Here is a 22,806-nt window from a genome sequence, read left to right as displayed (position 1 = left end):
GCCCCCGCCGCGGCAGCCGACACGTGCCGCCGACGCGGCCAGCCGAGCCGCACCCGCCACCCCCACCGCGCCCCCAAAAAAACCGTCGCGCCCCCAACTCCCGTCCTCCGCCCGCCCTTCCCTCTGTGACCCTGGTCACCAACAACCCCGACAATCCCACCCAAGAGCCGGAACTACCCCTTCCGTTAACGCCAATTCGCGACGAACGGTGACGGAGTGCGTGCGTTATGTGATGTGCTGGGGACCGGCGCTGACAGCCGGCGTTTGAACGATCGCGCCACCGGTGTTCCGGCCGTCGCCAATCGACAGCCCGGAGCCGGAGGTTCGAAGGAGGGTCGCACGATGGGGGCTGAGCCGATCCGGCGTTGGGATTCGGGCGCTCTCGCCCATGCCGTCTCCGACCCCTTCGGCCAGGGCCCGTTGCCCTGGCTGCGCGGCAGTGAGAACTACTTCGACGACACCGGCCATCTCGTGCCCTGGTACGCCGACGAGACCCTCACCGGCGGTGGGCGCAGCGGCGGGCCGCGTACCGCTGACGATGTCGGGCGGCAGATCAAGGGCTTCGTCTCGACCGGCGCCGCCGCCCCCGGCGAGGCGATCGACTTCCACGTCACCGTCGACCCGCCGCAGCAGTTCTTCATCGACATCTACCGGATCGGGCACTACAACGGCGAGGGCGCCCGGAAGATCATCACCAGCCCGCGCATCTCCGGCCTCGTCCAGCCGCCGCCGCTCGCCGCCGACCGCACGGTCTCCTGCCACCACTGGTGGCTCTCCTGGCGGCTCCAGATCCCCGCGCACTGGGCGATCGGCGCGTACGTGGCCGTGCTCACCACCGTCGACGGCTACCGGTCCCACATCCCCTTCACGGTCCGCGACACCCACCCCGCCGACCTGCTCCTCCTGCTGCCCGACATCACCTGGCAGGCGTACAACCTCTACCCCGAGGACGGCCGCACCGGCGCCAGCCTCTACCACGCCTGGGACGAGCAGGGCACGCTCCTCGGCGAGGAGGACGCGGCCACGACCGTCTCCTTCGACCGCCCGTACGCCGGCGCCGGGCTGCCCCTCCACGTGGGCCATGCCTACGACTTCATCCGCTGGGCCGAGCGGTACGGGTACGACCTGGCGTACGCGGAGACCCGCGACCTGCACGCGGGCCGCGTCGACCCCACCCGCTACCGCGGCCTCGTCTTCCCCGGCCACGACGAGTACTGGTCGGTGCCGATGCGCCGCAACGTCGAGCTGGCCCGTGAGCACGGCACGTCGCTCGTCTTCCTCTCCGCCAACACCATGTACTGGCAGGTGGAGTTGGGCCCTTCGGCCTCCGGCGTCCCCGACCGGATGCTGCACTGCCGCAAGCGGCACGGCCCCGGAAAGCCCGCGCTCTGGCGTGAGGTGGACCGGCCCGAGCAGCAGCTCCTCGGCATCCAGTACGCCGGCCGCGTCCCCGAGCCGCACCCGCTGATCGTGCGCAACGCCGATCACTGGCTGTGGGATTCCACCGGCGCCGTGGACGGCGAGGAGATCGCGGGGCTCGTCGCCGGTGAGGCCGACCGCTACTTCCCCCGTACGGCACTGCCCGACCACCAGGACCGCATCCTGCTCGCGCACTCCCCGTACCGCGACACCGAGAACGCCAAGCGCCATCAGGAGACTTCGCTCTACCGCGCCCCGTCAGGCGCGCTCGTCTTCGCCTCGGGCACCTTCGCCTGGTCCCCCGCGCTCGACCGGCCCGGCCACGTCGACGCCCGTATCCAGCGCGCCACGGCGAATCTCCTCGACCGCATCTGCAAACGGGACTGAGCCGTCCGCCACGGCGGTCACCGACTCGCCACGCCGATCCGGAACGGCACCCCTCCACTTCTTCCGCACCGGGCATACGGGAGAATAAAGGCGACTTCCAGGACCGAACTCCAGGACCCAACTCTCGGATCTCTTGGATCGAATCGAACGACGCGGAGGAACCGTGCCCGGATTCGTCGAAAAACCCGAACCCCTTGAGGTGCCGGGCCTTGTGCATCTGCACACAGGCAAGGTGCGGGACCTGTACCGGAACGAGGCGGGCGACCTCGTCATGGTCGCCAGCGACCGTATCTCCGTGTACGACTGGGTGCTGCCCACGGCGATCCCCGACAAGGGCCGCGTGCTGACCCAGCTCTCGCTCTGGTGGTTCGACCAGTTCGCCGATCTCGTCCCCAACCATGTGATCTCCACCGACGTGCCCGAAGGCGCCCCCGCCGACTGGGCGGGCCGCACCCTCGTCTGTACGTCGCTGCGGATGGTCCCCGTGGAGTGCGTCGCCCGCGGCTATCTGACCGGGTCAGGTCTGGTCGAGTACGACGAGCACCGCACCGTCTGCGGACTCGCCCTGCCCGAAGGGCTCGTGGACGGCTCCGAACTCCCCGCGCCGATCTTCACGCCCGCCACGAAGGCGGCCGTCGGTGACCACGACGAGAACGTGAGCTACGAGGAAGTCGCCCGCCAGGTGGGCGCGGAGACCGCCGCGCAGCTGCGCAGGGCGACGCTCGACGTCTACGGCAGGGCCCGGGACATCGCCCGTGAGCGCGGCATCATCCTCGCCGACACGAAGTTCGAGTTCGGCTTCGACGGTGACCGGCTGGTCATCGCCGACGAGGCGCTGACCCCCGACTCCTCGCGGTTCTGGCCCGCCGAGTCCTGGGAGCCGGGACACAGCCAGCCCTCCTACGACAAGCAGTTCGTCCGCGACTACCTGACGTCCGACACCTCGGGCTGGGACCGGCACGGCGAGCTGCCGCCGCCCGAGCTGCCGCAGCATGTCGTGGACGAGACCCGGGCCAAGTACGTGGAGGCGTACGAGCGCCTGACCGGCACCCCCTGGCAGCAGTAGGCCGGCAGTAGCCGCACACGAGGAAACCCCCGGCCGCGTCGGCCGGGGGTTTCTGTGACTTCTGAACTATGAGCGGACGACCAGGTTCGAACTGGCGACCTCAACCTTGGCAAGGTTGCGCTCTACCAACTGAGCTACGTCCGCAAGCGCCGAAGCGCGAGAACCACTATACCGCCGCTTGAGGCGGCAGTCGGACCGTTCGCCCCGGCTCGATGTGGCGACCCTCACACCGCGCTGTCATCGCCGCTCATGACACATGTCATCGGCGCTTCCCGGGCGTGACACGACGAAGGCCCTGATCCAGTGGATCAGGGCCTTCACTCTGAGCGGACGACCAGGTTCGAACTGGCGACCTCAACCTTGGCAAGGTTGCGCTCTACCAACTGAGCTACGTCCGCGAGCGGGTGACAGGAATCGCACACTGCGCCTCCCCCTTGGAAAGGGGGCGTTCTACTACTGAACTACACCCGCACGCTGCTTGAGGTCCGGCCTTTCGGCCTCGCCCCTCGGCGTGCTCCAGACTCTAGCCGATCGGCAGGGGTGGTCCGCAACTCGGGACACGCCCGGGTCGCTCAACTGGCCTCGCGGAACGCCTCGTAGACCCGCTTGGGGATCCTGCCGCGGGCCGGCACCTCCATCTTGTGGGACTGCGCCCAGGCGCGGACGGCCGCCGGAGCCGGTTCGAGTGAGGTGTGGTGGTACGTCGTGCGGGCCTTGCCGTTCCTGGCCGCGTTCGTCTGCTTCCTGGCCGCTGCCTGGTACGGGGCCAGGGCCTTCCGCAGTTTCTTCGCGTTGGCGGGGTTCAGGTCGATCTCGTACGTCTTCCCGTCCAAGCCGAACGTGACCGTTTCCGCCGCTTCTCCGCCGTCGATGTCGTCGGAGAGCGTGACCACTACGCGCTGCGCCACGGATATCGGTCCTTTCCTGCGGCGCCGCCTGCCGTGCCCGGTCCCCGCTCGCACGGGAATCGCGGTTGACGTGCGGCGGCACCGGCCTTCCGGCTGTCAATGGGCAATGCTGTTTTCCGCTGTATTCCTTTGTACAGCGGAAGACCTCGCATTGTGAAGCCCAGCCAATTGCATCAGCGTGTCCCCGGGCAATAGCTGACGCTGATTTTTTTCGCGGACTTTTCGGTTGTTCTCGGTGGAGGATATCGCCGGGTGATCTGTGACCTGGGATATCTACCCGCGTAGATTTCTGAGCCGGGTACCCTGAGTCAAGCACGGAAGCTCGGGGGGTCGAGGGGGATTCCCCTGGAGAACACAGCCGCACCACACCACCGGGAGTGCCAGTGGCACGCGTCGTAGTCGACGTCATGCTCAAGCCGGAGATCCTCGACCCGCAGGGACAGGCAGTGCAGCGCGCGCTGCCGCGTCTTGGCTTCGAGGGGATCGCCGACGTCCGTCAGGGAAAGCGTTTCGAGCTGGAGGTGGCGGGACCGGTCGACGAGGCCGCGCTCGCCCGTATCCACGAGATGGCGGAGACGTTTCTCGCCAACACCGTCATCGAGGACTTCGTCGTGAAGGTGGAGTCGTGACGGCTCGTATCGGCGTCGTCACCTTCCCCGGCACCTTGGACGACAGGGACGCGCTGCGCGCCGCCCGTATCGCCGGTGCCGAGCCCGTACCGCTGTGGCACCGCGACAAGGACATCAAGCAGGTCGACGCCGTCGTGCTGGCCGGCGGTTTCAGCTACGGCGATTATCTGCGGGCCGGCGCCATCTCCCGCTTCTCGCCCGTGATGGGCACGATCATCGAGCAGGCGCGGGCCGGGCTGCCGGTCCTCGGGATCTGCAACGGATTCCAGATCCTGACCGAGTCCCATCTGCTGCCGGGCGCGATGCTGCGCAACAACCATCTCCACTTTGTCTGCCGCGATCAGAAACTTCGGGTGGAGCGCGCGGACACCGCCTGGACCGCCGACTATTCCGAAGGCCAGGAAATCGCCGTCCCCCTCAAGAACATCGACGGCAGGTATGTCGCCGACGAGCACGTCCTCGACGAGCTGGAGGCCGAGGGCCGCGTCGCGTTCCGTTACGCGGACGGCAACCCCAACGGCTCGCTCCGTGACATCGCCGGAATCTCGAATGCCGCGGGGAACGTCGTCGGACTCATGCCGCACCCCGAGCACGCCGTGGAGCCGCTGATCGGTACCGGAGGTACCGACGGCCTCGGATTCTTCACCTCGATCCTGAAGAAGCTGGTAGCCGCCTCATGACTCTGGACACAGTCGAGCACGCGTCCGGGACCCCGGACATCGAGCTGCCCTGGAAGGAGCTCGGCCTCAAGGAGGACGAGTACGCCCGGGTGCGCGAGATCCTCGGCCGCCGCCCGACCGGCGCCGAGCTGGCCATGTACTCCGTCATGTGGTCGGAGCACTGCTCGTACAAGAGCAGCAAGGCGCATCTGCGCCAGTTCGGCGAGAAGGCCCCTGCGAGCGACGCGATGCTCGTGGGCATCGGCGAGAACGCGGGCGTCGTGGACGTCGGGCAGGGCTACGCGGTCACCTTCAAGGTCGAGTCGCACAACCACCCGTCGTACGTCGAGCCGTACCAGGGCGCGGCCACCGGTGTCGGCGGGATCGTCCGCGACATCATCGCGATGGGCGCACGCCCGGTCGCGGTCGTGGACCCGCTGCGGATGGGCGCTGCCGACCACCCCGACACCAAGCGCGTCCTGCCGGGCGTCGTCGCGGGCATCGGCGGCTACGGCAACTCGCTCGGCCTGCCGAACATCGGCGGCGAGCTGGTCTTCGACGCCTGCTACCAGGGAAACCCGCTGGTCAACGCCGGTGCCATCGGTGTGATGCGGCATGAGGACATCCACCTGGCCAAGGCGTCCGGCCCCGGCAACAAGGTCATTCTGTACGGGGCCCGCACCGGCGGTGACGGCATCGGCGGCGCCTCGATCCTGGCCTCCGAGACCTTCGACGCGACGAAGCCGTCGAAGCGCCCCGCCGTGCAGGTCGGTGACCCCTTCCAGGAGAAGCTGCTCATCGAATGCACGCTGGAGGTCTTCGCCGAGAAGCTGGTCGACGGCATCTCCGACCTCGGCGCCGCCGGCCTGTCCTGTGCGACGAGCGAGCTGGCGTCCAACGGCTCCGGCGGCATGCGGGTCGAGCTGGACGACGTACCGCTGCGCGACCACACGCTCTCGCCCGAGGAAATCCTCATGAGCGAGTCGCAGGAGCGCATGTGCGCGATCGTGGAGCCGGCGAAGGTCGGGCGCTTCATGGAGATCTGCGAGAAGTGGGACGTCATCGCGACGGTCGTCGGTGAGGTCACCGACGGCGACCGGCTGGAGATCTTCTGGCACGGCGAGAAGATCGTGGACGTCGACCCGCGCACGGTCGCGCACGACGGCCCGGTCTACCAGCGCCCGTACGCCAGGCCCGAGTGGCAGGACGCCCTCCAGGCCGACGACGCGAACAAGCTGGCCCGTCCGGTGACGGCCGCCGAGCTGCGCGAGCAGGTGCTGCGAGTGGTCTCGGCGCCGAACCAGGCGTCGAAGTCCTGGGTCACCGACCAGTACGACCGGTTCGTGCAGGGCAACACCGTCCTCGCCCAGCCCGAGGACGCCGGGATGATCCGGGTCAACGAGGAGACCGGCCTCGGGGTCGCCATCGCGACGGACGGCAACGGCCGGTTCGCGCAGCTCGACCCGTACACCGGGGCGCAGCTCGCGCTGGCCGAGGCGTACCGCAACGTCGCGGCGACGGGCGCGAAGCCGCTCGCCGTCTCGGACTGTCTGAACTTCGGTTCGCCCGAGGACCCGGCCGTCATGTGGCAGTTCGTGGAGGCCATCCGCGGTCTCGCCGACGGCTGCCAGAAGCTGGGCACCCCGGTGACCGGCGGCAACGTCTCGCTCTACAACCAGACGGGCGAGCGCGCGATCCACCCGACGCCGGTCGTCGCGGTGCTCGGTGTGATCGACGACGTGGCGCGGCGTACGCCGATGGCCTTCGCCGAGGAGGGCCAGCTGCTGTACCTGCTGGGCGACACGGACGAGGAGTTCGGCGGGTCCGCCTGGTCGGGCACGATCCACGGCCATCTCGGCGGGCTGCCGCCCAAGGTCGACTTGGACAGGGAGATCCTGCTGGGCGAGATCCTGATCTCGGCCTCGCGCGACGGCATGATCGACGCGGCGCACGACCTGAGCGACGGCGGTCTGATCCAGGCGGTCACCGAGTCCTGCCTGCGCGGCGGCACCGGCGCCCGGCTGATCGTGCCGGACGGCCTCGACGCGTTCACGCTCCTGTTCAGCGAGTCGGCGGGCCGCGCTGTCGTGGCGGTGCCGCGCAGCGAGGAGCTGCGGTTCACTGACATGTGCGGGGCGCGCGGTCTGCCGGCCACCCGTATCGGTGTGGTGGACGGCCAAGAGGTCGAGGTCCAGGGCGAGTTCACGATCGGTCTCGACGAACTGCGCACGGCGCACGAGGCGACGATCCCGGCGCTGCTGGCCTGAGCCTCGCCGTGATCGGCGCGGGCCTCGCGTGATTGGCTGTGCCCGCACGGGATCCGCCGTGCGTGCCGGCCTGAACGAGGGGAACGCCCGATGTCCTACGAGTACAAGGTCGTGACGTTCAGGGAGTCGCTCATCGGCGACGCCCTGGACAGCGACAAGCTGGAGAAGACGCTCAACAAGCACGCCGCCGACGGCTGGGCCCTCAAGGCCATCACCGCCGCCGACGTGAAGGGCCGGATAGGTCCCGGTGCCGTCGAGGGTCTGCTGCTCACGCTGGAACGCCCCCGGCAGGCTTGATCCCGCCGGTACGATCGCCCGGCCGGTGTTCGCGAACACCGGCCGGGCGATCGGCGTTCACCGGGCGATCGGCGTTCACCGGGCGATCGGCGTTCACCGGGCGATCGGCGTTCACCGGGCGATCGGCGTTCCCCGGGCGATCGGCGTTCCCCGGGCGATCGGCGTTCCCCGGGGGATCGGTGTTACTTCGCCGCTGGTGCGTGCGCCGCGAGCAGGTCCAGTACGCCGTCGACCGCCTCCGTGAACGGCTCGACGGAATCCGCCGCGCGGGCGAGAACGTAACCGCCCTGCAGTACGGCGACGACCGTGGACGCCGTGGTCACCGGGTCGAGTCCCGCTCCGAACTCGCCGCGTGCCACCCCCTCCCCGAGCAGCCCCGCGATCCGGGCCCTGAGCGTGCTGAAGGTCTCCTCCACCGGCCGGCGCAGCGCCGGGTCGCCCATCACCTCGGGATCCTGGGTGAGTCCGCCGATCGGGCACCCCTTCAGCACGTCACGCTCGCCGCGCAGATAGCCGGCGATCCGCTCGGTCGCCGTGCCGGGCCCGCCGAACAGGGCCTCCGCCGTGGTCAGCCGTTCCTCCGCGCTGCGGGTGATGGCGGCCAGCGCCAGATCGGGCTTGCCGTCGAAGTGGTGGTACATGCTGCCCTGGCCCACCCCGGAGCGCTGCTGGATGGCCTTGGGGCTGGTGCCGACGTAACCGCGCTCCCAGAGGAGTTCGCGGGTGGTCTCGATCAGGCGTTCCGGTGTGCTGCTCACGCACCGGATTGTACCTACTGGTACGCACAGCGCCCCGTATCGCTTTTCTCCTTGTGCGGGATTACGTAATTACGTAAATTGAATGTCATGGAGCTTGAGGAACGCGTCGCCGAGCTGGAACGCCGGCTCGCCGCGCTGGAGCAGACGGCGCCGACCGCGCCGACCGCGCCCGTACCCGCGGCCGCGCCCGCGCTGGACGGCGGCGAATTCTGGGCTCTGCACGGGCTGAAGGACCAGCTCGCCGAGGCGGGGGCCGCGACCGGGGGAGTGCTCTTCACCGGCGCGGTCCGGCTGCCGACCGACGAACGGTACGAGTGGCAGTACGGCACGGTGACCGACGCCGTCCTGGACACCGACTGGCCTGCGGCGGCCGAGTCCTTCGGCGCGCTCGGCCACCCCGTACGGCTGCGGCTGCTGCGCGAGATCCTCGGTGGCCGCCGTACCGCCGCCGAACTCGCCGAGCTGGCCGAACTCGGCACGACGGGCCAGATCTACCACCACCTGCGCCAGCTCACCTCGGTCGGCTGGCTGCACACCGTCGGGCGCGGCAAGTACGAGGTCCCCGGCGGCCGGGTGGTGCCGCTGCTGGTGATGCTGGCGGCGACCCGGCCGACCTGACCGCGATACCGAATCCACCCAGGGGGAACGATGTCCGTACGCAAACTCGTCATGATCTTCTACCGGCTGTTCACCGTGCTCTTCGTCGCGCTGGTCTTCGTGGGGGCCTTCGTCGACCTGCCGTTCGCGTGGTGGCTGATCTGGGTGCCGGAGATCATCGCGGTCACCCTCGTCGTCGCCCTGGGCCGGCGTACGGCACGGGCGCACGTGGCCGCCAGGCCGCCGGCCGTCGAGGTGGCGGCGCCGGTCACCGGCCGCTGGTCCGCGCTCAACAGCCCGGCGAGCCGCGTGCCCAGCCACCGCACCCACGCGTACGGGCAGACGTACGCGATCGACATCGTGGCCGAACCGGAGCCCGGCAGCCGGCCCGGCTTCGCCTGGGCCTGGCCGGTGGCCCGGCGGAGCAAGGCGTTTCCCGCCTTCGGCCGGCCGCTGCTCGCCGTCGCGGACGGGACGGTCGTGCATGCCTCCGACAGCCGGCGCGACCACCTCAGCAGGAACTCGCTGCTGGCGCTCGTCTACCTGATGCTCATCGAGGCCGCCGTCCGCGACATGGCGGGAGCCGCCTGGATCACCGGCAACCACCTGATCATCGACATCGGCGACGGCACGTACGCGATGTACGCGCACGTCCAGCGCGGCTCCCTCGCCGTACGGGCGGGCGACCGGGTGCGCGCGGGCCAGGTCGTCGGGCGCTGCGGCAACTCCGGCAATTCGACCGAACCGCACGTGCACTTCCAGCTGATGGACCACCCCGACATGGACGTGGCCCGCGGACTCCCGTTCCGCTGGCACGGCATCGGGGTCCCGGCCGACGGCGAGGTGTTCACGGCGGGCGAGGAAGCGGCGGACCCCGGTGCGGACCGGACGGCCGCCGGGCAGGCTGCTGCCGAGTAGGCCGGTGCGGACCCTGGCCGGCACCGGCCTTACGCCGTCGGGCCGGCCTCCGGCCGGCCGGTGTCGACCGTGCGGGGGCCGATCAGACTGTCAGTGGGCTCGGCTAGCCTCCCCGCTATGCCCCCGGCCAAGAAGCGTCTGCGTAGCTACGACCACGCCAAGACCCGCACCGCCGTGCTGGCCCAGTTCGCGCACGTACGCGAAGCGGCCGGCGCGCTCACCGCGGCGCAGCTGGCGCTGCCCGCCGGGCTCGGCGGCTGGACCGTACGGGAGCTGGCCGCGCACCTGACGATGGCGGTCGAGGCCGTCAGCCGCGCCGTCGAACAGCCCGAGCCGGCCGGGCCCGTCGTCGCCCTGCTCGACTGGCCGTTCGCGACGGCCGGCCTGGCGGACGACATCGCGGAGGACACCGAGGCGATCGCCACCTCGGCCGAGCCGGCCGAGCTGTTCGCCCGCGCCGCCGAGCGGATCGCCGCGCTGCTGCCGAGCGCCGCCGACGACCGGCTGGTCACCACCAGGGCCGGCGCGATGCGGCTCGGGGACTTCCTCGTCACCCGCACCGTCGAGCTGGTCGTCCACACCGACGACCTGAACCGGGCGACGGGCCTCGCCGTCCCGTACGACCGGCAGGCGCTCGCCGCCTGTACGCGGATGCTCGCCGACGCCCTCGCCGTGCTGGCGCCCGGCGCCTCGACGGAGGTGCGGATCCCGCCGTACGCGGTCGTGCAGTGCGTGGAAGGCCCCCGGCACACCAGGGGGACCCCGCCGAACGTCGTGGAGACCGATCCGCTCACCTGGATCAGGCTCGCGACCGGCCGTACGACCTGGGCGGACGCGCTCGAAGCGGCGCGGGTCAGCGCCAGCGGCGAGCGCGCCGACCTGTCCGGGCTGCTGCCGCTCATGGGCTGAGCCGGCACGGACACCGCGGAACCGTCCGTCCGCCCGGCACGTCCCAGCCGCATGAGGAATCAGCAGATCACCTACATCACCGCCGGTGCCCTGCTCGCGCTGGCCGCCTCAGCCTGCGGTACGGAGACCGGCTCAGGACCGGGTGACCCGGCCGCCCCGGACAGCTCCGTACAGTCGGCGCCCGCGCTGACCGGGGTGCACTGGAGCGTGGACAGCGTGACCGTCGACGGGGCGAGGACCGCCGCACCCGCGGGGGCCGGCGTCGAGATCGACTCCAAGGGCCGGGCGAGCGCCAGCACCGGCTGCAACACCATCGGCGCACAGGTCACCGTCAAGGGCGACACCGTCGTCGTCGGCAAGAAGGAGTCGACGCTCATCGGCTGCCCGGAGGAACTGGCCGCCTTCGAGAAGCGCCTCAACGGCGCCTTCTCGGGGAAGCTGACCGCCAAGGTCGCCGACCAGCGGCTCACCCTCACCGGCGCGGACGGCGACACCATCGCCCTGACGGCGGAGAAGGACGCCGCCCTCGCCGGCACCAAGTGGGTGGTGACCTCGCTCGTCGACCACGGCAGCGTCACCTCCAGGACCGACCGGCCGGCGGCGACGGCGGCGGGCGCCCCCTCGTTCACCCTCACCAAGGACGGCTCGGTGCAGGGCACAGGACTGCGCTGCAACTCCTGGCGGACCACGGCGCACGTAGCGGGTTCGACGGTCACGTTCGGTAAGGTCACCTCGACCAAAATGGCCTGTGACACCCCCGCCTCGGCCGTCGAGAAGCGGCTGTCCGAACTGCTGCGCGAAGGCAAGGTCGGCTATGAGCTGGCTCACCGTTCGCTGACCCTCACCGGCCAGGACGGCCAAGGGGTCAGGGCCGAGACGGCCCCCGCCGCGAAGTGATCCCGCCCACTGCGCCCCGTCCCCAATTCGGACCAGTGGTCGATCTCGCCTACACTCGGTGGCGTGCCTCGTGGTGATGGACGACTCAACCACGACCTGCTCCCCGGTGAGAAGGGCCCCCAAGACGCCTGCGGCGTCTTCGGAGTCTGGGCCCCGGGTGAAGAGGTCGCCAAGCTCACCTACTTCGGACTGTATGCCCTGCAGCACCGTGGACAGGAGTCCGCGGGCATCGCAGTGAGCAACGGGTCCCAGATCCTGGTTTTCAAGGACATGGGCCTCGTCTCACAGGTCTTCGACGAAACGTCCCTCGGCTCTCTCCAGGGCCATATCGCGGTGGGCCATGCCCGCTACTCCACCACCGGAGCCTCGGTGTGGGAGAACGCGCAGCCGACCTTCCGGGCCACGGCCCACGGCTCCATCGCGCTCGGTCACAACGGAAACCTGGTCAACACCGCCGAGCTCGCCGAGCTCGTCGCCGAACTCCCCAGGGAGAACGGCCGTGCGACGCGGGTCGCGGCCACCAACGACACCGATCTGGTCACGGCTTTGCTGGCCTGCCAGACGGACGAGGACGGCAAGTTCCTCACCGTCGAAGAGGCGGCGCCCAAGGTGCTGCCCCAGGTCAAGGGTGCCTTCTCGCTCGTCTACATGGACGAGCACACCCTGTACGCGGCCCGTGACCCGCAGGGCATCCGCCCGCTGGTCCTCGGCCGTCTCGAGCGCGGCTGGGTCGTCGCCTCCGAGAGCGCCGCTCTCGACATCTGCGGCGCCTCCTACGTGCGCGAGATCGAGCCCGGCGAGTTCATCGCCATCGACGAGAACGGTCTGCGCTCGTCGCGATTCGCGGAAGCGAAGCCCAAGGGCTGCGTTTTCGAGTACGTCTATCTGGCGCGTCCCGATACGGACATCGCCGGCCGGAACGTCTATCTGTCCCGGGTGGAAATGGGCCGGAAACTGGCGCGTGAGGCCCCGGTCGATGCGGATCTGGTCATAGCGACACCGGAATCCGGCACTCCGGCGGCCATCGGCTATGCCGAGGCCAGCGGGATCCCGTACGGCTCGGGCCTGGTGAAGAACGCGTACGTGGGCCGGACCTTCATCCAGCCCTCACAGACCATCCGCCAGCTGGGCATCCGGCTGAAGCTCAACCCGCTCAAGGAAGTCATCCGCGGCAAGCGCCTCGTGGTCGTCGACGACTCGATCGTCCGCGGCAACACCCAGCGCGCGCTGGTGAAGATGCTCCGCGAGGCGGGCGCGGCCGAGATCCACATCAGGATCTCCTCGCCCCCGGTGAAGTGGCCGTGCTTCTTCGGCATCGACTTCGCCACCCGCGCCGAGCTGATCGCCAACGGGATGTCCATCGAGGAGATCGGCACCTCGCTCGGCGCCGACTCGCTCTCGTACATCTCCATCGACGGGATGATCGAGGCGACCACGATCGACAAGCCCAATCTCTGCCGGGCCTGCTTCGACGGCGAGTACCCGATGGATCTCCCCGACCCGGAACTGCTCGGCAAGCAGCTCCTGGAGACCGAGCTGGCCGCAGGGCCGGCCGACACGGCGGCGAGCGACGCCCTGCGCCGCCCGTAGCGGCACCCCGCGGGGCTGGGCGGAGCCCGGTCCCGCGTCCTCTCCCGCCCTGTACGACGCTCCGTACGACGACACGAAGGTTTCCAGCCATGCCTGCCACGCCCGATACGACAACTGGTGCCAGCTATGCCGCCGCTGGCGTCGACATCGAGGCCGGTGACCGCGCCGTCGAGCTCATGAAGGAGTGGGTCAGGAAGACCCGGCGCCCCGAGGTGCTCGGTGGCATCGGCGGCTTCGCCGGTCTCTTCGACGCCTCGGCGCTCAAGCGCTACGAGCGGCCGCTGCTGGCCTCCGCGACCGACGGTGTCGGTACGAAGGTCGACCTCGCCCGCCGGATGGGCGTGTATGACACGATCGGCCACGACCTCGTCGGGATGGTCGTCGACGACCTGGTGGTCTGCGGCGCCGAGCCGCTCTTCATGACCGACTACATCTGCGTCGGCAAGGTTCATCCCGAGCGTGTCGCCGCCATCGTCAAGGGCATCGCCGAAGGCTGTGTGCTGGCGGGCTGCGCGCTGGTCGGCGGCGAGACCGCCGAACACCCGGGGCTGCTCGGCGAGGACGACTTCGACGTCGCGGGCGCGGGTACGGGCGTGGTCGAGGCGGACCGGCTGCTCGGCGCGGATCGTATCCGCACGGGTGACGCGGTGATCGCCATGGCGTCCTCCGGTCTTCACTCGAACGGGTACTCGCTGGTGCGGCATGTGGTCTTCGACCGGGCCGGCTGGGCGCTGGAGCGCGAGGTCGAGGAGTTCGGCAGGACCCTCGGCGAGGAGCTGCTGGAGCCCACCAAGATCTACTCGCTGGACTGTCTGGCGCTGACCAGGACCACCGAGGTGCACGCTTTCAGCCATGTCACGGGCGGCGGACTCGCGGCGAACCTGGCCCGGGTCGTACCGGACGGGCTGCACGCGACCGTCGACCGGTCGACCTGGCAGCCGGGTCCGATCTTCGATGTCGTCGGTGCGGCGGGCCAGGTCGAGCGCCTGGAGCTGGAGAAGACGCTGAACATGGGCGTCGGCATGATCGCCGTCGTGCCGGCCGACTCGGCGGACGCGGCACTGGACACCCTCGCCGACCGCGGGGTCGACGCCTGGGTCGCGGGAGAGATCACCGAGCGCGGTGGACATGCCACCGGAGCCGCCCTGACAGGCGACTACCGCAGCTGATCAGCGAGTGCCGTCCTCCGGGACGGCGCCCGTCATGCCGCGGGGCAGCACAGAACCCGGTCCAGGACTACGGCCCCGGACCGGGCCACTGTGAGGAACTGCTGGAGGTATCCAGACGTCAAGCGCCGCGGCGCTGAGCCGAGGGTCCGGACTCGTCGTCCTCGTCCTCGTCGTCGTTGTAACGATCCGCGTACTGTGCGTACGGGTCATCTTCCTCTTCGTCATCCTCGAACGGCTCCGCGTTCGGCGGTTGACTTGTCGGAGATGCGCCCAGCTCGCTGGCCAGACGCGACAGATCCGTCCCGCCGCTGTTGTACTTCAGCTGGCGGGCGACCTTCGTCTGCTTGGCCTTGGCCCGGCCGCGCCCCATGGCTCGACCCCCTCGGTGACGGGGCTCGACGGCCCCAGAGTCTTGACACGCGTTCATGTTTCAGAACGAGCTCTCCTCGGAGAGACCCGTCCGTAGGTCTTCAACGGTACCTGCTTCCGCGGCCATACGGTACGCCGCCCGCATGACGCGCCTCGGCGCTCGACCGGCGAGACGCCCCGTCCTCGCTGGTCAGCTGCGATTTTAACCTCTTCTTGAGGGCGACCCGCCCGGCCGGGGTGAGTCACGTCTCCCCGGGTCAGCCCGCGCGGCCCGCAGCCATCCGCTGCTCGGCGATCCGGTCGGCGGCGGCAGCCGGCGGAATGCCGTCGCTATTCGCACGTGCGAAGATCGAAAGAGTGGTGTCGAAGATCTTCGCCGCCTTCGCGCGGCACCGCTCGAAGTCGAAGCCGTGCAGCTCGTCGGCGACCTGGATCACCCCGCCCGCGTTCACCACGTAGTCCGGCGCGTAGAGGATCCCGCGGTCGGCGAGGTCCTTCTCGACACCGGGGTGGGCGAGCTGGTTGTTGGCGGCTCCGCACACCACCTTCGCGGTCAGCACGGGCACGGACACGTCGTTCAGCGCGCCGCCGAGCGCGCACGGCGCGTACACGTCGAGACCCTCGGTACGGATCAGCGCCTCGTTGTCGACGACGACCCTGACCTCAGGATGCCGATCGGTGATCCGGGCGACCGACTCGGCCCGTACGTCCGTGACGACGACCTGCGCGCCGTCCTCCAGCAGGTGCTCCACCAGGTGATGACCGACCTTGCCGACGCCGGCGACGCCGACCGTACGGCCGCGCAGCGAGGGATCGCCCCACTGTCGCTCCGCGCTGGCCCGCATGCCCTGGAAGACCCCGAAGGCGGTCAGTACGGACGAGTCGCCCGCGCCGCCGTTCTCGGGGGAGCGTCCGGTCGTCCACGCGCACTCGCGCGCCACGACGTCCATGTCGGCGACGTACGTGCCCACGTCGCAGGCCGTCACGTACCGGCCGCCGAGCGACGCCACGCACCGGCCGTACGCCAGCAGCAGTTCCTCGCTCTTGACCAGGTCGGGATCGCCGATGATCACGGCCTTGCCGCCGCCGTGGTCGAGCCCGGCCAGCGCGTTCTTGTACGACATGCCACGGGAGAGGTTCAGCGCGTCGGCGACGGCGGCTTCCTCGGACGCGTACGGGTAGAAGCGGGTGCCGCCGAGGGCCGGGCCCAGGGCGGTGGAGTGGATGGCGATCACGGCCTTGAGGCCGCTCGCGCGGTCCTGGCAGAGCACGACCTGCTCATGGCCCCCCTGGTCCGATCGGAACAGGGTGTGCAGGACGCCGTCGGTCACATCGGTCACGGTGGTGACTCCCAAGTACGAAGCGGCGGGGATCGGCCCCTCCGTGGGTGTGGGAGGGACCAGTTGGGGTTGAGAGTAAGTCTTACCCCGGCGTAGATCAGCCGCAGTGCGGAGGATCACCCTCTCGTGCGCCCTGGGCGTGGGACGATTCCGGCATGCCAGCGGTGTCTTCGGTTCTCGTCCCTTACACGTCCTACCTGCGGGTGTACGAGCCGCTGGCCGCCTTTCCCGAACCGGAGAGGAGTCACTGGGCCGAGTACGCCCGGCGCGGCCGTACGCCCACCGTCCAGGACGAACTGCGCCGCGCCCTGGCGGACTTGCTGCCCACCCCGCCGGTGCCCGTGCCGGTGCACGAGAGCGCGGACGCGTTCGTGACCGAGGTGGACGGGGTGGTCTGCGTCTGCCCGTGGCGGACCCGACTGCGCGGCTGGCTCGCCCTGGAGGAGCTGGCCGACGTCCTGCCGCTGCCGCTGCTGGACGCGGTGCTGCCCGCCGTGGTGCGGGTCCAGGCGAGCGCGGACTACGAGCGCTGGCGCGAGCGGAACCCGGACGCGCGGCCGTGGATCAGGACGGGTGTCTGGCAGGTGCCGGTCCGCTGGTTCACGCTCTTCTCTGACGACGAGCGGACGTACGAGCCGGGTGAGCCGGCGAAGCCCGGGGAGCCGGGGGAGTCCGGCGCCGCCGGCCCGGGTGCGCCCGTCCTGCGCTACCGGACGCCGATGGTCCAGGCGCGGCGGCGGCTGGCGCGCGGCCTCAAGGCGCTGCGGGACAGCATCGACGACGGTCCGATGATCGAGGGTCTCGTCGACGTGGGGCGGTGGCTGGAGGAGTTCCACCCGCGCTCGCTGGTCGAGCTGGACTACGGCGGGCTCGTGCACGTGCTGTCCGAGGAGCAGCTGGCGGAGGACCGCTCAGCGGCCGATGTGGCGGCCGGGATCGCCGCGCTGCGATCGGGGGACGGCGAGCGGGCAGGAGAGGCCTACGGGCGGCTCACAGAGCGCTGGCGGGCCGTCCGTGACCGCCAGTTCGCCAACTGAGGGCGACGGAGACCGACGGCCCGTCAGAGGTCCTACGTCTGAAGGTCCCGATCCGGGCTTTTTTCTTAACAGGGCCTTAAGCGTGACGGACCGCACTAACAAGGGCCTTGCGCCCATCGCCCACCCTCGTGTCAAAATAGGACAAGGAGTCCGGGGAGGGTTCCTTCCGTGCCGGTACGGGCGGAATGCTCGGTATCGCACGCTATGCGGGGGTTCTGCTGACTCCTGATCGCTCTGTGACTGATCGTTACTGTGCCGTGACTGTCCGCTATGGCATGGTCCATCGGCTTCCGCCGTTGATGAACACCTCAGAGGGCAATTCCATCGGTTTGGCCGACGTGGCTGGACGGATGGTGTAGTTGTAGTGCCGAGGACAAGCCGTTCGTCCTATAACCGACTCGGCCCGCGTCCGCCATTTCGGGCAACGTGGGTCAAGGTGCAGAATTTAGAGGAAAGAACCGAGATGGTTCGGTTCTCCCGAGGAGGCCGCTCATGACCGCTCGCACCCCTGATGCCGAGCCGCTGCTGACCCCGGCTGAGGTTGCCACGATGTTCCGTGTGGATCCGAAGACGGTCACACGCTGGGCAAAGGCAGGCAAGCTCACGTCCATCCGCACGCTCGGTGGGCATCGCCGGTATCGCGAGGCAGAGGTTCGCGCACTGCTTGCGGGTATTCCGCAGCAGCGTAGCGAAGCTTGATCAACAGATTAGGGATCAACACGCACAACCTGTTCCACACGCACCACTTGTTCCACCAGTACCGCCAGCACCATAAGCACGCAGGGACAACAGCCGGGTTCCCCCAACACGGTCGTCCCGACTGACAGCTCCAAACGACGGGCGCCTGCCCCAACAGGCTCCGTACCCAAGCAACATGGGTAAGTCGTCGATCGCGCTGGACTCCGCCGGGTCCAGCGCGATCTTTTTTGTGCGCCTGTGGGGACCCTTGGTGGGTGAGTACAATTGCACATATTAAATTGCCGGATTGTAGGAAGGGTGTAAGAACGCCCATTCCAGAAAAACCTGAGGTGACTACCGTCACACTGCACGCCTCTTGCCAACGCCGGACGGCGGGTGGTTGGCGGATGGCCGGGCCGTCGTCGCAGCCGTGCGTACTGGTTACAGATGCTTGATTACTCGGGTCGGCCCGGGGCGGTCAATACGCAGAAGAGCCCGCGTTCGTGAGAACGCGGGCTCTTCGGTGATGCGGTCCTGACGGGATTTGAACCCGCGGCCTCCACCTTGACAGGGTGGCGAGCACTCCAAGCTGCTCCACAGGACCTTGTTCCGCTGCCCCTTGGCGGCGGCTGCGAAGACAGACTCTACAGCAGCTCAGAGGGTCCGGTCGAACTCACTCCGGGCGATGGCGGCGTTACGCGCGACCTACGGCGCCGCCGCGTCGATCGCCTTCACGATCCGCTTGTCCGAGACCGGCTGGGCCGTGCCCAGGGCGTGGGCGAAATAGCTCACCCGCAGCTCCTCGATCATCCAGCGGATGTCCAGGACCTCGCGCGGCACCGGCCTGCCCTGCGGCAGCTGTTCCAGCAGCCAGGCGTACTCGTCCTGCATCTCGTGGACCTTCTCCATGCGCGTCGTGTCGCGCTGGACGTTGGTCGGCATCTGCTGCAGCCGGCGGTCCACGGCGACCAGATAGCGCATCAGGTCCGGCAGCCTCGGCAGCCCGGTGCGGGTGACGAAGCCGGCCGGCATGAGCGCCGCCAGCTGGTCCTTGACGTCCTGGACGTTGTTGATGAGCACCAGGCTGTTCGTGGACTTCAGCCGGCGCTCACACGCCTGCCAGGCCGCCAGGATCTGCTGGACCTGGCCGACGGTACGGACCGTCGCGTCCACGAGATCGGCGCGGACCTTGTCGTACAGCTTGCGGAAGGACTCCTCGTCCCACGCGGGCCCGCCGTGGTCGGCGATCAGCTTGTCCGCCGCCGCCGTCGCGCAGTCTTCGAACAGCGCCTGGACGGAGCCGTGCGGATTGCGGGACAGCGCCAGCTTGTGCTGGTTGGTGAGCTTGTCCGAGGCGAACTTGGCAGGACTGACCGGGATGCTGAGCAGAATCAGCCGCCGCGTCCCCGCCCACATCGCCTGCTGCTGCTCGGCTTCCGTGTCGAAGAGCCGTACGGCGACGCTGTCGCCCCGGTCGACCAGCGCCGGGTACGCCTTGACCGGCTGCCCCGCCCTGCGCGTCTCGAAGATCCGTACCAGCGTGCCGATGGTCCAGTCGGTCAGGCCCGTGCGCTCGATGGTCTCGCCGCCCGAGCGCTCGGCGGTCGCCGCGGCGGCCTTCGACAGCGCTTGGCGGGCCTTGGGCCGCAGTTGCAGCTTCAGCTCGTCCAGATCCTTCGACTCGGCGATCTTGCGCCGCCGTTCGTCCACGATCCGGAAGGTGATCTTGAGGTGGTCCGGCACCCGGCCCAGATCGAAGTCGTCGCCCGTGACGGGCACCCCCACCATCCGCTGGAGTTCCCGCGCCAGCGTGACCGGCAGCGGCTCCTGGAGCGGTACGGCGCGGTCCAGGAACGCCTCCGCGTAGTTCGGCGCCGGTACGTAGTGCCGGCGGATCGGCTTGGGCAGCGAGCGGATCAGCTCCATGACCACGTCGGCGCGCAGCCCGGGGATCTGCCAGTCGAACCCTTCCGAAGTGACCTGGTTGAGCACCTGGAGCGGTACGTGGACGGTCACCCCGTCCGCGTCGGCGCCCGGTTCGAACTGGTACGTCACCCGGAAGCTGAGCTGTCCCTGCCGCCAGGTGTCCGGGTAGTCGTCCTTGGTGACCGAGCCGGCCTTCTCGTTGATGAGCATCGACCGCTCGAAGTCGAGCAGTTCCGGCTCGTCCCGCCGCTTGGCCTTCCACCAGGAGTCGAAGTGCGCCCCGGAGACGATGTCTTCGGGCACCCGCTGGTCGTAGAAGTCGTACAGCGTCTCGTCGTCCACGAGGATGTCGCGGCGCCGGGCGCGGTGCTCCAACTCCTCGACCTCGCCCAGCAATTTGCGATTGTCATGGAAAAATTGATGGTGCGTCCGCCAGTCGCCCTCGACGAGCGCGTTGCGGATGAACAGGTCGCGGGAGGCCTCCGCGTCGATCCGGCCGAAGTTGACCTTGCACCGGTCGATGATCGGGACGCCGTACAGCGTCACCTTCTCGTACGCCATCACGGCCGCCGCGTCCTTCTCCCAGTGCGGCTCGCTGTACGTGCGCTTCAGCAGATGGCCGGCCAGCGGCTCGATCCACTCCGGCTCGACCTTCGCGTTGACCCGCGCCCACAGCCGGGACGTCTCGACCAGCTCGGCCGACATGATGAACCGCGGCGGCTTCTTGAACAGCGCCGAGCCGGGGAAGACCGCGAACTTCGCGCTGCGCGCCCCCAGATACTCGTTCTTCGCGCCGTCCTTCACGTCCTTCATGCCGATGTGCGACAACAGCCCGGCCAGCAGCGACACATGGACGGACTGGTCGGCGGCTGCCGTGTCCTCGTCGCCGATCTTCAGGCCCATCTGCTTGGCGACCGTGCGCAGTTGGGAGTAGATGTCCTGCCACTCCCGGATCCGCAGGAAGTTCAGGTACTCCGACTTGCACATGCGGCGGAACGCCGAGGACGACAGCGCCTTCTGCTGCTCCCGTACGTAGCGCCAGAGGTTGAGGAAGGCGAGGAAGTCGGACGTCTCGTCCTTGAAGCGGGCGTGCTGCTGATCGGCCTGGGTCTGCTTCTCCGCCGGGCGCTCGCGCGGGTCCTGGATGGAGAGCGCGGCGGCGATCACCATCACCTCCCGTACGCAGCCGTTGCGGTCGGCCTCGATGACCATGCGGGCGAGGCGCGGGTCGACGGGGAGCTGGGAGAGCTTGCGCCCGAGGGGCGTCAGCTTCTTCTTCGTATCTTTTTGTGCCGCGTCGAACGCGCCCAGTTCCTGAAGGAGTTGGACACCGTCGCGGATGTTGCGGTGGTCCGGCGGGTCGATGAAGGGGAACTTCTCGATCTCGCCGAGCCCGGCTGCCGTCATCTGAAGGATGACCGACGCCAGGTTCGTACGGAGGATCTCGGCGTCGGTGAACTCCGGGCGCGAGGTGAAGTCGTCCTCGGAGTAGAGCCGGATGCAGATGCCGTCCGACGTACGGCCGCAGCGGCCCTTGCGCTGGTTGGCGCTCGCCTGCGAGATCCGCTCGATCGGCAGCCGCTGGACCTTGGTGCGGTGGCTGTAGCGGGAGATGCGCGCGTTGCCCGGGTCGATGACGTACTTGATGCCGGGAACGGTGAGGGACGTCTCGGCGACGTTCGTGGCGAGGACGATCCTGCGCCCGCTGTGCCGCTGGAAGACGCGGTTCTGCTCGGCGTGCGAGAGCCGGGCGTAGAGCGGGAGGACTTCGGTGCCGCGGATCCTGCGTTTCTCCAGGGCGTCGGCGGTGTCCCGGATCTCCCGCTCGCCGGAGAGGAAGACCAGGATGTCGCCAGGACCCTCCGACTGGAGCTCGTCGACGGCGTCGGAGATCGCGGTGATCTGGTCGCGGTCGCCCTCCTCGCCGTCCTCCTCCAGGAGCGGCCGGTAGCGGACCTCGACGGGGTACGTACGGCCCGAGACCTCGACGATCGGGGCGTTGCGGAAGTGGCGCGAGAAGCGCTCGGGGTCGATGGTCGCCGAGGTGATGACGACCTTCAGGTCCGGGCGTCTGGGCAGCAGCTGGGCGAGATAGCCGAGCAGGAAGTCGATGTTGAGACTGCGCTCGTGCGCCTCGTCGATGATGATCGTGTCGTAGGCGAGCAGCTCGCGGTCGGTCTGGATCTCGGCGAGCAGGATGCCGTCCGTCATGAGCTTGACGAAGGTCGACTCCGGGTTCACCTGGTCCGTGAAGCGGACCTTCCAGCCGACGGCCTCACCCAGCGGGGTGTCCAGCTCGTCGGCGACGCGCTCGGCGACCGTACGGGCCGCGATCCGGCGCGGCTGGGTGTGCCCGATCATGCCGCGCACGCCGCGGCCCAGCTCCAGACAGATCTTGGGGATCTGCGTCGTCTTGCCGGACCCGGTCTCACCGGCGACGATCACGACCTGGTGGTCGCGTATCGCCTCCAGGATCGTGTCCTTCTTCTGGCTGACGGGAAGCTGCTCGGGATAACTGACCGCGGGCACACGGGCGCCACGCCGCCGGACCCGGTCGGTGGCCTTCTCGGCCTCGGCGGCGATCTCGTCCAGCACGGCCTGCCGTGCCTCGGGCTTGCGGATGCGCCGGGAGCCTTCGAGACGGCGGCCGAGCCGCTGCGCGTCACGCAGCGAGACGTCGGCCAGCAGGGTCTGGAGGTCGGCAAGGGAAGTAGACATACCGGAACCAGGATCTCACCCGGGGCGAGAGAGTGGCGAACCATTTCGGCCCGCACACGAGAAAGCCCCCCGCCGATGATCTCGGTAGGGGGCTTCGGGCCTTTGCGGGCCGAGGTGGCTGGGGCCGGGATCGAACCGGCGACCTATCGCTTTTCAGGCGATCGCTCGTACCAACTGAGCTACCCAGCCACGCAATCTCGCGATTGCAGCGGTCCTGACGGGATTTGAACCCGCGGCCTCCACCTTGACAGGGTGGCGAGCACTCCAA

Annotated in this window: 19 protein-coding genes and 6 tRNA genes (1 of these 25 only partly in view); 14 read left to right on the top strand and 11 right to left on the bottom strand. The window is 69.2% G+C overall.

Translation table 11 applies throughout. The features are described from left to right. The first annotated feature begins 342 nt into the window (after window positions 1-342). Together HY68_RS09520 and HY68_RS09515 are read left to right on the top strand one after the other, a co-directional pair. Window positions 343-1,806 carry a N,N-dimethylformamidase beta subunit family domain-containing protein gene (locus HY68_RS09520; RefSeq protein WP_041986931.1) on the top strand — a complete coding sequence of 488 codons (1,464 nt, stop codon included), beginning with the start codon at window positions 343-345 and terminating at the stop codon, window positions 1,804-1,806. A 163-nt stretch (window positions 1,807-1,969) separates the two neighbouring features. Continuing rightward, on the top strand, window positions 1,970-2,872 hold the full coding sequence (locus tag HY68_RS09515; protein WP_041986929.1) for a phosphoribosylaminoimidazolesuccinocarboxamide synthase: 903 nt from the start codon (window positions 1,970-1,972) through the stop codon (window positions 2,870-2,872). Window positions 2,873-2,943: 71 nt separating this feature from the next. Here HY68_RS09515 and HY68_RS09510 read toward each other — a convergent pair. The 4 genes from HY68_RS09510 to HY68_RS09495 form a co-directional block, all read right to left on the bottom strand. Continuing rightward, a tRNA-Gly gene (locus HY68_RS09510) sits at window positions 2,944-3,016 on the bottom strand. Between the two features lie 181 nt (window positions 3,017-3,197). Beyond that, window positions 3,198-3,270, bottom strand: a tRNA-Gly gene (locus HY68_RS09505). A gap of 1 nt (window position 3,271) precedes the next feature. Continuing rightward, a tRNA-Gly gene (locus HY68_RS09500) sits at window positions 3,272-3,343 on the bottom strand. A 101-nt stretch (window positions 3,344-3,444) separates the two neighbouring features. Further along, window positions 3,445-3,780, bottom strand: a complete 336-nt coding sequence (locus HY68_RS09495) for an Lsr2 family protein (RefSeq protein ID WP_078863508.1) — start codon at window positions 3,778-3,780, stop codon at window positions 3,445-3,447. 383 nt (window positions 3,781-4,163) lie between these two features. Between HY68_RS09495 and purS the strand changes: the two genes are divergently transcribed. The 4 genes from purS (at window position 4,164) to HY68_RS09475 (ending at window position 7,632) form a co-directional block, all read left to right on the top strand. Continuing rightward, window positions 4,164-4,409, top strand: a complete 246-nt coding sequence (purS, locus tag HY68_RS09490) for a phosphoribosylformylglycinamidine synthase subunit PurS (protein WP_041986925.1) — start codon at window positions 4,164-4,166, stop codon at window positions 4,407-4,409. Further along, a complete protein-coding gene (purQ, locus tag HY68_RS09485) occupies window positions 4,406-5,089 on the top strand; it encodes a phosphoribosylformylglycinamidine synthase subunit PurQ (RefSeq protein ID WP_041986923.1) in 684 nt (227 codons plus the stop codon). Before purS ends, purQ begins: the two co-directional genes overlap by 4 nt. Further along, window positions 5,086-7,335, top strand: a complete 2,250-nt coding sequence (gene purL, locus HY68_RS09480) for a phosphoribosylformylglycinamidine synthase subunit PurL (protein ID WP_041986921.1) — start codon at window positions 5,086-5,088, stop codon at window positions 7,333-7,335. Before purQ ends, purL begins: the two co-directional genes overlap by 4 nt. A 90-nt stretch (window positions 7,336-7,425) precedes the next feature. Next, a complete protein-coding gene (locus tag HY68_RS09475) occupies window positions 7,426-7,632 on the top strand; it encodes a DUF4177 domain-containing protein (protein WP_041986919.1) in 207 nt (68 codons plus the stop codon). A 182-nt stretch (window positions 7,633-7,814) separates the two neighbouring features. Here the strand turns inward: HY68_RS09475 and HY68_RS09470 are convergent, their stop codons facing one another. Then, a complete protein-coding gene (locus HY68_RS09470; RefSeq protein WP_041986917.1) occupies window positions 7,815-8,390 on the bottom strand; it encodes a TetR/AcrR family transcriptional regulator in 576 nt (191 codons plus the stop codon). A gap of 87 nt (window positions 8,391-8,477) precedes the next feature. Here HY68_RS09470 and HY68_RS09465 point away from each other — a divergent pair, with 87 nt between their 5' ends. The 6 genes from HY68_RS09465 to purM all read left to right on the top strand — a co-directional run bounded on the left by HY68_RS09465 (window position 8,478) and on the right by purM (window position 14,470). Further along, window positions 8,478-9,008: a helix-turn-helix domain-containing protein gene (locus HY68_RS09465; protein ID WP_041986915.1), complete on the top strand. Its 531-nt coding sequence runs from the start codon at window positions 8,478-8,480 to the stop codon at window positions 9,006-9,008. Window positions 9,009-9,038: 30 nt separating this feature from the next. Beyond that, complete coding sequence (locus HY68_RS09460) at window positions 9,039-9,905, top strand: M23 family metallopeptidase (RefSeq protein WP_041986913.1); 867 nt, start codon at window positions 9,039-9,041, stop codon at window positions 9,903-9,905. A gap of 117 nt (window positions 9,906-10,022) precedes the next feature. Next, on the top strand, window positions 10,023-10,814 hold the full coding sequence (locus tag HY68_RS09455; protein WP_041986909.1) for a maleylpyruvate isomerase family mycothiol-dependent enzyme: 792 nt from the start codon (window positions 10,023-10,025) through the stop codon (window positions 10,812-10,814). Window positions 10,815-10,865: 51 nt separating this feature from the next. Further along, the gene (locus HY68_RS09450; protein WP_041986906.1) at window positions 10,866-11,711 is read left to right on the top strand and encodes an META domain-containing protein; all 846 of its coding nucleotides are present in this window, start codon (window positions 10,866-10,868) and stop codon (window positions 11,709-11,711) included. 63 nt (window positions 11,712-11,774) lie between these two features. Continuing rightward, window positions 11,775-13,301 carry an amidophosphoribosyltransferase gene (gene purF / locus HY68_RS09445; protein ID WP_041986901.1) on the top strand — a complete coding sequence of 509 codons (1,527 nt, stop codon included), beginning with the start codon at window positions 11,775-11,777 and terminating at the stop codon, window positions 13,299-13,301. Between the two features lie 89 nt (window positions 13,302-13,390). Beyond that, window positions 13,391-14,470 (top strand): phosphoribosylformylglycinamidine cyclo-ligase, encoded by a 1,080-nt coding sequence (gene purM / locus HY68_RS09440; protein WP_041986900.1) that lies wholly within the window; start codon window positions 13,391-13,393, stop codon window positions 14,468-14,470. Window positions 14,471-14,588: 118 nt separating this feature from the next. Here purM and HY68_RS09435 read toward each other — a convergent pair whose 3' ends face one another. Both HY68_RS09435 and HY68_RS09430 read right to left on the bottom strand, forming a co-directional pair. After that, on the bottom strand, window positions 14,589-14,840 hold the full coding sequence (locus HY68_RS09435; protein WP_041986897.1) for a DUF3073 domain-containing protein: 252 nt from the start codon (window positions 14,838-14,840) through the stop codon (window positions 14,589-14,591). Between the two features lie 256 nt (window positions 14,841-15,096). Further along, a complete protein-coding gene (locus HY68_RS09430) occupies window positions 15,097-16,179 on the bottom strand; it encodes a Glu/Leu/Phe/Val dehydrogenase dimerization domain-containing protein (protein ID WP_041995512.1) in 1,083 nt (360 codons plus the stop codon). 155 nt (window positions 16,180-16,334) lie between these two features. On the opposite strand from HY68_RS09430, the gene HY68_RS09425 reads away from it, so the two are divergent. After that, window positions 16,335-17,216: a hypothetical protein gene (locus HY68_RS09425; RefSeq protein WP_041986895.1), complete on the top strand. Its 882-nt coding sequence runs from the start codon at window positions 16,335-16,337 to the stop codon at window positions 17,214-17,216. Window positions 17,217-17,708: 492 nt separating this feature from the next. Further along, a complete protein-coding gene (gene bldC, locus HY68_RS40510) occupies window positions 17,709-17,915 on the top strand; it encodes a developmental transcriptional regulator BldC (protein ID WP_003949541.1) in 207 nt (68 codons plus the stop codon). A 508-nt stretch (window positions 17,916-18,423) separates the two neighbouring features. On the opposite strand, the gene HY68_RS09415 is transcribed toward bldC, so the two are convergent. From HY68_RS09415 to HY68_RS42680, 4 genes are all read right to left on the bottom strand, one after another. Then, window positions 18,424-18,498, bottom strand: a tRNA-Asp gene (locus HY68_RS09415). 101 nt (window positions 18,499-18,599) lie between these two features. Then, on the bottom strand, window positions 18,600-22,538 hold the full coding sequence (hrpA, locus tag HY68_RS09410) for an ATP-dependent RNA helicase HrpA (protein ID WP_041986849.1): 3,939 nt from the start codon (window positions 22,536-22,538) through the stop codon (window positions 18,600-18,602). Between the two features lie 115 nt (window positions 22,539-22,653). Next, window positions 22,654-22,727: transfer RNA gene (locus HY68_RS09405), tRNA-Phe, on the bottom strand. Window positions 22,728-22,747: 20 nt separating this feature from the next. Further along, window positions 22,748-22,806 (bottom strand) — tRNA-Asp (locus HY68_RS42680); it runs 80 nt beyond the window's last position.

This window comes from Streptomyces sp. AcH 505, assembly GCF_000818175.1.
Classification (GTDB): domain Bacteria; phylum Actinomycetota; class Actinomycetes; order Streptomycetales; family Streptomycetaceae; genus Streptomyces.
Note: the sequence above shows the minus strand (reverse complement) of the source record. Positions and strands in the feature narration are given on the sequence as shown.